Origin of the sequence: Lacrimispora xylanolytica (genome assembly GCF_026723765.1) — a bacterium.
Lineage (GTDB): Bacteria > Bacillota > Clostridia > Lachnospirales > Lachnospiraceae > Lacrimispora > Lacrimispora xylanolytica.
On record NZ_CP113524.1, the window covers coordinates 3,642,900 to 3,655,609 of the forward strand.

12 protein-coding genes and 2 pseudogenes are annotated in these 12,710 nt (G+C 41.3%); 2 read left to right on the plus strand and 12 right to left on the minus strand.

Annotated features, from left to right (window positions below; translation table 11 throughout):
* Window positions 1–30: 30 nt before the first annotated feature.
* Complete coding sequence (locus OW255_RS16965) at window positions 31–1,347, minus strand: ABC transporter substrate-binding protein (RefSeq protein ID WP_024835105.1); 1,317 nt, start codon at window positions 1,345–1,347, stop codon at window positions 31–33.
* 191 nt (window positions 1,348–1,538) lie between these two features.
* Window positions 1,539–2,567 (minus strand): LacI family DNA-binding transcriptional regulator, encoded by a 1,029-nt coding sequence (locus OW255_RS16970; protein WP_268114744.1) that lies wholly within the window; start codon window positions 2,565–2,567, stop codon window positions 1,539–1,541.
* Window positions 2,568–2,737: 170 nt separating this feature from the next.
* On the opposite strand from OW255_RS16970, the gene OW255_RS16975 reads away from it, so the two are divergent.
* On the plus strand, window positions 2,738–2,947 hold the full coding sequence (locus OW255_RS16975) for a hypothetical protein (RefSeq protein WP_024835103.1): 210 nt from the start codon (window positions 2,738–2,740) through the stop codon (window positions 2,945–2,947).
* 18 nt (window positions 2,948–2,965) lie between these two features.
* Here OW255_RS16975 and OW255_RS21110 read toward each other — a convergent pair.
* From OW255_RS21110 to OW255_RS17000, 6 genes and pseudogenes are all read right to left on the minus strand, one after another.
* Window positions 2,966–3,088 (minus strand): annotated as a pseudogene (locus OW255_RS21110) (nucleoside recognition domain-containing protein); the annotation flags it as partial.
* A 34-nt stretch (window positions 3,089–3,122) separates the two neighbouring features.
* Window positions 3,123–4,706, minus strand: a complete 1,584-nt coding sequence (locus tag OW255_RS16980; RefSeq protein WP_024835102.1) for a recombinase family protein — start codon at window positions 4,704–4,706, stop codon at window positions 3,123–3,125.
* A complete protein-coding gene (locus OW255_RS16985) occupies window positions 4,703–4,846 on the minus strand; it encodes a hypothetical protein (RefSeq protein ID WP_155857683.1) in 144 nt (47 codons plus the stop codon). The genes OW255_RS16980 and OW255_RS16985 overlap by 4 nt, the downstream gene beginning before the upstream one ends.
* A 155-nt stretch (window positions 4,847–5,001) precedes the next feature.
* A complete protein-coding gene (locus tag OW255_RS16990; RefSeq protein WP_268114745.1) occupies window positions 5,002–6,516 on the minus strand; it encodes a VanW family protein in 1,515 nt (504 codons plus the stop codon).
* Window positions 6,517–6,520: 4 nt separating this feature from the next.
* A complete protein-coding gene (locus OW255_RS16995; protein WP_268114746.1) occupies window positions 6,521–7,837 on the minus strand; it encodes a redoxin domain-containing protein in 1,317 nt (438 codons plus the stop codon).
* 170 nt (window positions 7,838–8,007) lie between these two features.
* A pseudogene (locus OW255_RS17000) lies at window positions 8,008–9,357 on the minus strand (FeoB small GTPase domain-containing protein); the annotation flags it as partial.
* Between the two features lie 293 nt (window positions 9,358–9,650).
* Here OW255_RS17000 and OW255_RS17005 point away from each other — a divergent pair.
* Window positions 9,651–9,992 (plus strand): hypothetical protein, encoded by a 342-nt coding sequence (locus OW255_RS17005; RefSeq protein WP_024835099.1) that lies wholly within the window; start codon window positions 9,651–9,653, stop codon window positions 9,990–9,992.
* Between the two features lie 127 nt (window positions 9,993–10,119).
* Here OW255_RS17005 and OW255_RS21115 read toward each other — a convergent pair whose 3' ends face one another.
* From OW255_RS21115 to OW255_RS17025, 4 genes are all read right to left on the minus strand, one after another.
* Entirely contained in the window at window positions 10,120–10,371 is a 252-nt protein-coding gene (locus OW255_RS21115; protein ID WP_268114747.1) for a serine hydrolase, read from the minus strand.
* A 110-nt stretch (window positions 10,372–10,481) separates the two neighbouring features.
* A complete protein-coding gene (locus tag OW255_RS17015; protein ID WP_024835097.1) occupies window positions 10,482–10,988 on the minus strand; it encodes a hypothetical protein in 507 nt (168 codons plus the stop codon).
* 481 nt (window positions 10,989–11,469) lie between these two features.
* Complete coding sequence (locus tag OW255_RS17020; RefSeq protein ID WP_268114748.1) at window positions 11,470–12,468, minus strand: serine hydrolase domain-containing protein; 999 nt, start codon at window positions 12,466–12,468, stop codon at window positions 11,470–11,472.
* Between the two features lie 41 nt (window positions 12,469–12,509).
* Window positions 12,510–12,659 carry a hypothetical protein gene (locus OW255_RS17025; protein ID WP_155857682.1) on the minus strand — a complete coding sequence of 50 codons (150 nt, stop codon included), beginning with the start codon at window positions 12,657–12,659 and terminating at the stop codon, window positions 12,510–12,512.
* Window positions 12,660–12,710 lie beyond the last annotated feature (51 nt).

The following is a 12,710-nucleotide window of genomic DNA, read 5'->3' on the forward strand; positions in this document are numbered from 1 at the left end:
GCGGCAAAGTTTCTTGCCGCCCTGCCGGAACTATTTCACATAATCTGCAATTGCTGTACTCATCATGTCCACAAAACCATCTCTGTCGATCTGGCCCTTGGCATAAAGCTCAAATACAGCTCCAGTGGCATTCATGGCAATGCCCTCCGGCATCTTGGTCCATTCCCAGGAATACGTATTTCCAGAATCAACATAAGTTTTTAAGTTCATGGCCAATGGTGTGGAAGGACTTAATTTGTTGGAGGTATAAGGGGAAATCATTCCGCATTCCGTTACCAGACATTTCTGGCCTTCCTCAGATAAGGCAAGCTCCTTTAAAAATGCCTTTGCTGCATCAATCTGGGTTCCTTTGTTATAAACAGCCCACCAGGATGGACAGTCTGCAAGAATCCCCTTCATCTCTTCCTTGGTAAATGCAAACGGGGCAATTCCGCAATCAAAGGATACCTGATAGTCTGGAAGTGACGGATCGATCCAGTTTCCCTGTGTGATAAATGCTGTTTTTCCCTGAGCCCATAAAGCCAGCTGATCATCGTAGGTTCCTGAGATCAAGGTGGTGGGATCGGAATAATCAAATAAGAGCTTCATGTAATCAGCAAACTCACCAAGACGTCCTGTATCCGTCTTCCCTTCCTTCAGCATATCAATATAAGTGGTATCCCCTCTTTTAAGACCGCCGGAAAGGTAATAGCCAAAAAGGTGATTTCCAGTTGACCAATACATCTGTCCGGATTCTGCTGCTACGGAACAGACAGCGGTAATTCCAAGCTCCTCTTTTTTGCTGTCAATGGCTTCAAATGCTTTTTTATAGGCATCGTAGGAGGTAAGGGAAGCCGGATCAACGCCTGCCTTCTCTAAGATATCTTTGTTATATGTAATTCCAAAGCCTTCCACTGCATAAGGAAAGCCCACTACCTTTCCAGCCTCATCCTTAAAGCTGAACTCAGTTTGAGACGCCCACTCTTCCCCGCTTAAATCTGTCATGTAATCTTTCCAGGTCTTAAAATCTCCTTCTCCGCCAAAGACAAAGAGATCCGGCATGTTGCCTGCAGCCAAGTATCCTTTTAAGGTACCGTTGATATCGGCTCCGCCTCCTAAGGATTCAATGATTACTTCCTGACCAGTCTTCTCCTGATACTTCTTGGCAAATGCCTTTAAGGGCTCATCAATCTCAATCTTACCATTTACAATACGGATTGCCTGACCGCTTGACTTTGCCTGGGTCTGGGTTTGTTCTGTCCCCGCTTGGGAATCTCCTGTCTGAGATGCTGCCTTTTCTCCACAACCAGTCATAAGAGACATTGCCATAACTCCCATCATTGCCATTGCTAATACTTTTTTCTTCATAACGCTCCCCTTTCTACATATTGCTGTTATTATTGATATTATTTTATACTTTATTGTAACTTATGCGCATAAGTTATCTTAAATATCATATTAGCACTTTATAGTCTCCATGGCAACAATTTCTTTTTCTTTTTTCTCCACAAAATGCGACCTGAAGAAAATGACAAAAAAAGAAAGGAAACGCATGCTGCTTACACATGCATTCCCTTTCCTTTTTTTACCGAATCCCGTTCTACGATTTCCACCGGAAGCCGAATGATCCGCTCCCCGATTTCCTCCTGCTGTATCATCTGTAATAACTTATCAACTGCCAGGCTTCCTTTTTCCGTTACATCCTGATGAACCGTTGTAAGAGCCGGTCTTACGATCTGGCTGTAAACATTGTCATCAAAGCCTACAATGGAAATATCCTCTGGTATTTTAACTCCACGGTCTTTTAAATCATTTAAAATATGGGCCGCATAGTAATCAGAGGCACATACAAACGCAGTAAAATCTCCTACCTTTTTGTATACATCATCAAGAGTTTTGGATAAATCATCGCCATTTGGCTGGAGCATGATAAAATGTTCCTCTGTATACAGGATACCAACTTCCCTTAATGCATCCTGAAAACCTTTTAAACGCTCAAAATCAACACCAAAACGGTTGTCGGCTAAAAAGGCGATTCTTTCATGACCATGACCGATTAAATATCTGGTGATATCGTAACAGCCCTTTCTGTCCTGGCTTCCCACATTGACATAGTCAGGCACGGTTTCTTCCAGATAGCAATCGATAAATACCATTGGCTTTTTAATTTTTTCCGTAATCTTTGCCCCATCCTCTGCCTGCATACCATGTAAAATCAGTCCGTCTACATTCCAACTGGCTACAGAGCTGATGATTTCTGTGATATCGTCGGAGATATAAAGCATGGTGAAGTATCCGCCTGCTCTTACACAGCTTTCAACAGCACCGGTCAGTTCTCCGGCAAAAGGGTCTTTAATAAAATTCTCATATTTATCCCGGCAGGCCTTCATGGCCAATCCAATGATGCCGGATTTATTCCTTGCCAGATTTCTTGCATTGATATTTGGGACATAATCATATTCTAAAAGGAGCTGCTGTACTTTCTCCACCATGGCCGGGGAGACTTCACCAGTCTTTCCATGAATTACATTGGATACTGTGGTGGTACTGGTTCCTAAAAGCTCTGCCATTTTCTTTATCGTTATCATCAAATGCTCCTTTGCCTTACGTATGAACGCCTCATACCATGTCTTTATTATGATTATTTTATAACTACTGATTCAAATATGCAAGCTTCTACTGAATTCCTCTTGCTCCGTAATAGGACATGCTTTCCCTTTCATACCATGAATTAACATCACATTTAAGTGGGAACACATTGAAAAGTAAAAACATTCCATCCATTGAAATACACCATTCAGATACCATGGATTTTGAAGCTCTCTCAGATAAAATAAATGAATTCTATCTTGACTTCATAGAACGAAGGTTAAGAGATTCTGATTTAAGTACAGATGAAAAAATAGCTATTATTGATATCATAAAAAAGCAGCTAAAATTACGGGACTCAAATGGGATCACCAAATAGTTTCCCTTTGTATGGTTGTGGAAATCTGCCGTTGCAGGGTACAAAATTGTTGGTTATCATGGCAATGAGGCGTTCCCTTGGGGAATCAATGATCCGACAGCCAACAATCCCTGCTGCATTGCACCCAAAGCCCATGCACATGTCAGCAGAAATTTATGCCACGAAATTTTTTTTATTATGATCCTTCTTTTATTGGAGACTCTGATTTGAAAGAAATTCGTATCGTCTGAGAACCGTTTGTAGTCCTTTCGTACACTTCTATTTTTTCTATGAATGCATTTAGAAGCTGTGATGTCATTTCCTGTTCGCCAGTAACTTCTTTTAACAAATGGTCAAGCTCCTGTTCCCCCTGCTCTCCCTGGTGTTGTAATGCAGTCCCTTGTTCTGTCTTTTTTAGCTTACACTCAATTCCCTCCTGCTCCTGCTCCAAAGAGGAAAGCAAATGGTAAAATCGCTCCTCTGTGATTTTCTCATTTACCTTATCCACGTAAAGCTGACTTATGATGCGGTCAATTTCTCTGTAACGCTTTTTTAATATATCCAAAGCCCTGGCAGGTTCCTTCTGACGGCAGAGGTTTCCTGTTTTCTTTAGGGCATTGTAAAGCTCTTCCTTTCTTTTTTCTGTTAAATCCAGAAGTGCTTCTATTTCCTCGGCTACCACCTCATATAGGGTTTCATAACTGATTTTATGACTGGTGCATTCCTTTTTTCCATATTGCTTATAACCGCTGCATACCAGCTCATGGTGATTTGGCCTTTTACTATTTCCTGTAACAGACATATTTCTTTGACAGTCTCTACAAATGACAAGACCAGAGAAGATATTGTGAAACTCGGATTCCTCATGTTTTTTTCTGGGAACGCTGCGTCTGCTTACCTGGTCAAATATTTCCTGAGTTATTATAGCATCGTGTTTATTCTTTACCACGACCCACTCTTTTCTTGGCTGGGATAGGGTCATATGGCTTTTAAAAGATAGTTTTACCGTTTTTCCCTGAACGATATGGCCTAAGTAGACTTCATTGGAAAGCATCTTACAGATGGTTCCAGAGGTCCATTTGGAATCGTTGGAGGCTTCGTCCTGCTTTAAATGAGGATGAGTCATAAAACGGTACTGGAGAGGGGTCTCCACCTTTCGTTCATTTAGGCTATCTGCAATCTGATAAGGAGATTCTCCGTTTTCTGCCCGTAAAAATATTTCTCGGACCAGTGGAGCTGTTTCCGGGTCAATAATAAGATGATTTTTATCGTTGGGATCTTTTCTATAGCCATAGGGCGCGAAATTCCCAATGAATGCCCCCTCTTTTATCTTGGTCTGAAATGCGCTCCGAATCTTTTTTGACGTATCTCTGGCATACATTTCATTGACCATGTTTTTAAATGGCGCGATGTCATTAAAGGGACAGTCGGAATCATAGCCATCGTTGATCGCTATGTAACGAACCTTTTTTGATGGAAAGTAAAGTTCCGTATATTGTCCGGTCATGATATAATCTCTTCCCAAGCGGGATAAGTCCTTTGTAATGACCAGGTTTACTTCTTTTGCTTCAATATCTTTAAGAAGCCGCTCCCATGCGGGTCGGTTAAAATTCGTACCGGAGTAGCCGTCATCTATATATTCATCGTATACTTCAAATCCATGTTCTTTTGCATAAGCACGAAGCATCTTTCTTTGGGTGCTGATGCTGGCGCTTTCCAAAACCCTATCATCATCCTTTGAGAGCCTCATATAGAGGGCTGTATGATATTGGGCTGTCATGGGATAAGTCCCCCCGTTTCCCTGCGCTTTTTTATCAGCTCTATTACCAGCTCCTGTGGTGTCTTGTTTCCCACATAAATTCGTTCCACTTTAACTTCTGTACGCCTGTATTTATGTGATGACGTGTTTTCTGAATTCATCCAAAACACCTCCTGAAAAATCTTATTCCAGGGTGCTTGTACGATATACGTTTCAACACTTCAGGAGAGATGCAAATGGAAACCCTCTTATCATGTCAGTATTAAAACGGCCACTTCAGCAAATTACACTGAAGTGGCCTTCTATTATATCTTTATTATTGATTTTCCTGAGCTTCCGTTAACGCAGCACCTGGCCCATGAGGTATTTCGGTTGTCTCAGGCTGAGTTTCTGGTTGTGTCTCTGGTGCGTGAGTAGTCTCCGGAACGGTTTCTTCCACTTTATGAGTGGTATTTCTCTGTATCACTGCAGGTTTTCCCTTATACGTACTGTTATGAAGAGGCTCTTCCTTAATGACGGTATCTCCCTTTTTAAATACGCGGAAGCTACGGTATACGCCTCCAAGACTTCCCTGATCTACAATCTTTTCTGTTCCAAAGGGAAGAGCTATATTTTCCTCATAGGTAGGAGGTAATGGAGCTGAATCCCGGACCTTCTCAGAACGGATGGTGACCTTTTGTCCATCTTCAAGGAATGGAATCCCTACTACGGAAATTTTAAGCTTCTTTCCTTCCAGGGAAGCACGGACAACTACAGAGTTCTTACTGGTGTTTTTAAACTTTAAATCCGGTCCTGCATATCCGTCAAAGCTGACCATGGCATCCTGTCCCTTTTCTACATAGGAAGGAGCAAAGCTATGGGAATTACGCTCCGTGGTCTTAAATCCACTTTCAATAATGGCGTGGTAAAGAGTGGTGGATACCTGGCAAACGCCGCCGCCTGGTTCCTCAATCAGGATTCCATTACGGTATGCGCCGGCTGGCTGATATCCTTTTTCTTTTGTTCGGTTTCCAGTGGTGTTGTTAAAGGAAAACTCTTCTCCTGGCTTTAAGACCACACCGTTAATGGCGTCCACTGCCAGACTGATATTTTTATTCCTGTTTTTATTATCCGTTGTGGTCGTGGTAAAGGTACCAATCACTTTATAGAGCTCCTTTGCCTGTGCTTCGCTCCGGTCCGGAGGTGTCTGGGCAAACTCTGCCTTTACTTCGGCCTGGTAATTATCGGCTTTGACGGCATCCATTAGCTGTTCAACAAGCTTTGCCTGATCTAAGGTTCTGCCGTTCTTTCCAGGTGTATACTGATATGCCCCTGTTTCCTTATTAAAGGATTCCAGCTGGGCACCCATAGGACTTTGATTCCATTTATTTGCAAGCTCCTCAGCCTGTTTTGTAAATGGCTCTTTCATTGCCTCATAATCAATCTCATACTCCTGGGTCTCTTCCGGAGAAGTTTCCTCCAGCTTCTTTTTAATTGCCTTAATCTGGCTGTCGATTAAATTATCCAGTAAAACAGAATCCCCATCTGCACTTACCGTCAGCTCCCACTGATAGCGCTCGTCAATGGTGTCTTCTGCTTCTTCTATGGTCAACCCGGATAAGTTGGTATTTCCTATTCGGGCGGATTTCAATTTTTTTCTTAAATCCAGCACCTGTTCACTCGTCCCCGGCTTTGTCTCTTCTGTATGACTGCCGGAACCAGTCTGGCTTCCCTTGCTTACATTGGTATAAAGCAGCCAGACCGCTGACAGGGCTGTTAATATTACAACACCATAACCGATGCTTCTGTTTCTTCTTCTAGCCCGATTTCTTCTTGCCCTGTTTTTATCCATATAGTTAATCTCTCTCTCCTTTCAAGGTCTGGTTGATGATGCTTTGCATCATATCTTTCGATAATTGCCCGCTGGCATAGCCAAATACATTTCCATCACGATCTATCATATAGGTGGTTGGGAAAGAGTATATGCCATAGGCTTCAAATAATTCAGCATTGGTATCCATTAACACAGGATACGTATAACCATTTTTTTCAAGAAATTCCTTAATCACCTGTTCATCTTTTTCTCTTCCATAATTAGGAGCAGCAACTCCTAATATGATTACCCCATTCTCTCCTTCTGTTTCCTGAGTCTCATAGAGGCTTTGGATATCCGGCATCTCTGCACGGCACGGCGGGCACCAGGTAGCCCAGAAATTAAGAAAAATTGTTTTCCCTTTATAATCAGAAAGGGAATGTGTCTTCCCAAACTGGTCTTTTAATGTAAAATCAATGGCTGGAAGCGGCTTGTCTTCTTCGCTCTCTCCGTCACTTACAGATGTACTGGTTTCATTGGCAGAGGAAGTTGTTTCCTCAACCGTTGTCTCTCTTTCCTTAGATTCCCTACTCTTCGTCGTTTCCTTTTCACTGGAAATGGAAGGAGCCTGAAAGGATGACAGGTAGCCGGTCAATGCATTCATTTTTCCGGTAAACATTAGAATACCCATTAATATCATGAGAATGCCGCCTGCTTTAACAGCACTCTTTGTCACATGCTTGTGAGTCTTAAAAAACTCCAGCACTGTGGTGGTAAAAAAGCCTACTGCTAAAAATGGAAGAACAAAACCTAAGGTATAGACTCCAATGAGGACAAAACCAAGGGATTTTGTAGACGCAGATGCCGCCATAATGAGAACGCTTGCAAGAGCAGGACCTACACAGGGCGTCCACGCAAAGCTGAAGGTAAAGCCCATCAAAAGAGCGGTAAATGGGGACATGGCTAACTTGTCAAAGGATAGGGAAAGTCTTCTGTCCTTCTCAAGCATAGAGGAGGTTCCAAGAATTCCTGTCTGATAAAGACCAAAGAAGAAAACAATGATTCCCCCAACTCTGGCAAATAAAAGCTGGTTGGATTTAAAAAAGTTTCCAAGAGCTGAAACACCAAGTCCCAGCAAAAAGAAAGTAAAGCTGATTCCAATTACAAAACATACGGTGTGAACCATGACCTTTTTCCGGTCATATTCCGTTCTTCCATCCTCTTTTGCGATTCCGGTTCCTCCGGATAAATACCCAATGTAAAGAGGAATCAGAGGTAGAACACAGGGAGAGAAAAAGCTTACGATTCCCTGTAAGAATACAGTCAGAACAGGGACGCTCACATCAATTGAAAAACCCAACCAAGTACCTCCTTTTTTACCTGCCGCAGCCAGTCGACTGGACATTTTCCATTATTTTCTGTACTATTTTTAGTTACAGTTTGATGTTGTAACTATACCATTTTGAGGAAATTGTGTCAAGTGAATAATGGCTCCTTTTCTATATGAAAAAGCATAGATTTCCTCTGTCACATGGTAAGCGCCTGCTTCCCACAAGCGGAGCATCGCTTAAAGCAGCGATCCAGGTTAAACGCCACTCTGGGCAGGTATCCAAAATCTTCCAGAAGGGTAAACAACGGAAAAAAGATTGCCATTGGCGGAAGCATTACAGATACGACCCAGGCAAGACTGCGGTACATGCCATGGACCAGAAGATTGGAAATAAGTTCCGGAACGCCTGCCCATGCTGCTCCTTTTGAAAGGAGGTCTTCAAACCCAAACAAAACATTGCTAAGAAGCTGGGAGGGATAATTGGCCCCGGTAATGGTCAGCCAAAAAATCCCAAGAAGAACCAGAAACATAATGGGAAAGCCGGTGGACTTGCTGGTAAATATAAAATCCAGCTTCCGATCTTTCCTGTTATAGGTCTGATTCTCATATATTACGACTCCGCGACATAAATATTCTGCCTTCTTAACGAATACGGAAGCCATATCATCGCTTACTTTTTCCTGGTGGATTCCTCTGGCTCTCCACTCGCTTCGGATTTTCTCTAAACACTCTGCCACTTCCCCGGATTCAGCAACAGAGCTTACATACTTTTTAACCGCCTGCATAAGATTATCAATGGAATCTAATAATCTGGCACATAGCCAGCGGATGTTTATCTTACCATCGGAAGCATTCTCCACCACAGGGGAAAGGGCTTCAATGGCATCCTCAATATATTGAGGATAACGGATTAGTACTGGGCGTTTTTCTTTTTCCTTCGAATTTTGTATCGGTTCTTCCGGGAATGCTTCTACGTCTTCGATTGCGTCTGCAAGTTCAATTCCTTCTGCTATTTTAGATTCTTGCGGTTTCTCTGACTCCTCTGATTTGTCTGTAGTTTCCTCTATCCCTTTTTCAAGCGTCTCTTCTAATTTTACCTCGTCTATAAAGTCCACGTTTGCGTCTTCTATCTTATCTTCTTCCTCAAGGCAGCGTCTTAAACAGGTATATATCTGGTCCAGCCCCTTTTTACTTCTGGCCGCAGTTCCTGCCACAGGTACACCCAGCCGCTCTTCCAGTAAATCAAGCCGGATATCAATCCTCTTTTTCTTCGCTTCATCCATGAGATTTACACAGACGACGGCCTTAGGCGTGGCCTCCAGAACCTGTAACACCAGATTTAAATTACGTTCCAGACAGGTTGCGTCACAGACCACCACTACCCCATCCGGATGTTCAAAACAGATAAAATCCCTTGCTACCTCCTCTTCCGTGGAGTGGGCCATGAGGGAATAGCAGCCTGGTATGTCTACCATAACATATCCCTGGCTGCCATCACTGCAATAGCCCTGGGCATTGGCAACGGTTTTACCCGGCCAGTTGCCCGTGTGTTACATGTGTTAGAGGTAAACGAGTCACGATATTAAAAATTAGAAACCGAAATTGTGATGGAAGTTTGCTTAATCTGTGTTTTTTCTGTGAATTTTTTGTGAATTCAGACACACTTTTTACATTTATCTTTTTTTAATATTTAATTCACATTTTATTAAGAAAAAAGCAACTAATGCCCCATTGATTCTGTTATATTCTGGTGCTAAAATAACTTTTGACTTCAGAAAAATAAGATAACTGAAGGTCAGAACATATTGATGATACCAATACAGTCTTGAGGAGGAAATTTATTATGAAGTTAACAACAAAGAAATTATTTTTGACAGGTGTAGCAATTTTGACAATGGCAGCTATCTCTGCTTGTGGTAGCACCAAAACTTCAGAAACAACCGCTGCTACAAAAGCCGATATTACCACAGAAGCAGTTACAACTGAGGCTGCTACAAAAGAAGCTGCTACAACTGAAGCTACTACAAAAGAAGCGAAAGAAAGCACTTCTGCTGCAGAGTCCAAGAAAGATGAGACCAAGAAGGAAAGCACTGCAACAAAAGAAACAAAAACAGATGAGAGCAAAGTAAAAGCAGGCTCTTCCGATGAAAAACCAGCAGCTGCAACTGAAACTAAGAAAAAATAAAATTAAAAATACCAAAACAGTCGATGTAAAAACTCAGAACTTTTAGTTAAACAGATTTGGACAAGTTTGGACCTGTTGAAAAAGTGACATAAACCACTTTTATCAACAGGTCAATTTTCAAAACTATCTAGTCCCGCCAAAGATCAGAATAATAGGTTATCACACTTTCATCACAATAATCAGGAATGCCAGAGGTATGATTGAGTAATTGCTCCACAGTTATCATTGAATCTATATGATTTAGGTCAAAATCAAGCAAATCACCAATGGTATCTTGAAAGCTTAATCTTCCTTCTTCAATCAGCTTAAGAATTGCTACAGCAAAAAAGACCTTACCTGCAGAGGCAGTCGCAAACTTGGTATCAAAGATATTAAACACCTTATTTGAATAATCGGAATATCCTTAAGCCTGTTCAAATATGGTACATCCCTTCTTATTAATCGAGATACAACCTTGAAAGTCTTTTAATTCATTTTTAAGATAAACCACTATTTCTCCTTAAATTTAATAGGAACAAAATTTTCCATCTGTGCAAATCCCTGGGCTTTTATAATTTCAGATGGTGTAATAATATGTCCCATGATATAATGCCCCGGACGTATGTCCAGTTCGAATACATCTGAGTTTTCAATATAAGAGATTGCCTCCTTGTATCTTTTTCCACTCATTTCATCATCCCCATCCACGTAGACATAGGTTAAATAATATCCACCATCAAAAGATATCACTTCATTTCCACCATCATCCATATCTTCTGTAAGTGCCCACGCCCATACCAGCCCACTCTTTTCTTCATCATAATATAAGAAATCTCTGGGCATAAAAGAATCTCTATCTGATACTTGAATTGCTGAAAAGTATGCATCAAACTTTCCTAAAATACTATCATTCGAAAAGTCGCACACGTTGTCTACGCCTGATGACGCAGCACGAAATGGGGGTAATGAGATGACTCTAAACTGGGTTTGATCTACTCCTGTTAAATATGATTCCACTCGCTTGTCCCTCCTAACCGGCAACAGCCGGTCTCTTCCTTGTTTTCTTTGCTCCTTTTTTAAGGCTCTTTAAAGTGATCTCCACCCCTTCTTTATCCCCTATGATTTTTGCCAGAGCTTACAAAGCCTTTACCGGATCAACACAATTGTTAACATGAACCGTGTCTGCCATAACACTGCTCCTTACTAAATTATAAGTATATACTGTAGTTTGTACTTCTTTCCTTATTCTACATTAGACAGGATATATAATTAGAAGAAAAGCAAATTAAAACATGGTATGGTGCACGAAAAAAACTAAGAATATTATATCATATGGCCTATTTTCATACAACTATCCCTATGATAATCTCTTTAATCTTAAGTCATCTATTGCCTTTATTTACTGTTATTTTCAGCTTAACACTTGCACTATCTGGCCCTTAGAGTTATTCAATTTAGATAAGCAAGAGCAAGTACGTTTCTATCAAAATCCTGGTGCTTATATAAAATCCTGCCATTTTAGTTCTCGCTTCAGTTTCCAAACATTATTGCCAAAATTACTTACTAAAGTGATGAGCACCTCTTCCTCTCGGTCGTAACTGGATATAAAACTTACACCAGGATCACAGCCCTCAATGTAGGGTACATAATACCCTTCCATTTTCTTTAACCATATTCCATATCCATAATGCTCATTTTCAAAGTTGGTGCTTTGAAGACGAAACATTTTGTTTGTCATCTCTTCCGATAACAGCTTATATCCAAGCAGACTATTCCAAAATAATTCAATATCACCTATCGTAGTGTACGCACCACCTGCGCCTGTCCCCTTAACATCAACGCTATATATATTCGTATAGTACTCTTCCTTCACCTGATCATATAAATAGGCATTGGCGCATCCAGCCGGAAGGCGGTCAAGCTCATAATAGCCGGTGTGCTCCATATTTCCTGGTTTAAAAATGACATCTGCCAGATATGAATCAAAAGGTACTTTTGTAATGCTTTCTATAATAAGGCCTAACATTACATAGCCGGAGTTATTATATTGAAACTTCTCTCCCCTCTCATACATCATGGGCTTATTGATAAATAAGGGCAGGAGATCCCTGGAGGTGCGTATCTTATAATTGGGATAATCCCCCCATAGATCCGAATATTCCTCCATAATGCTTTCATCATAATAATCCGGAATTCCAGAGGTATGATTGAGCAGCTGCTCTACCGTTACGAGAGGGTCTATGTGGTTTAACTCAAAATCAAGTAATTCTCCCATGGTATCCTCAAAATTCAGCCTTCCCTCTTCTATGAGTTTAAGAATTCCAACGGCAACAAAAACCTTTCCTGCGGAAGCTGTTCCAAATCTGGTATCTAAGGTATTTGAAATCTGATTGGAAAGATCCGAATATCCAAACGCCTGCTCAAATACCGTGCCGCCCTTTCGTTTGATAGAGATACAGCCTTGAAAATCTTTTAGTGTTTCTTTCCATTGATTCATGTCTACTCCTATCAGCCTTAGCTTGTCTTATGCTACCGGCATCAGCCGGTTTCTCCTTCGTTTTCTTCTTCTCGTTTCTTTAAGCTTTTTAAAGTAATTTCAACCCCTTCTTTTTCCCCTATGATCTTTGCCAGAGCCTCAAAAGCCTTTACCGGATCTACAGAATTCACTGCATGAACTGTATCCGCCATGATATCGCCCCTTTCTAACCCATATGTATTCCATGTGGTTTGTACTTCTTT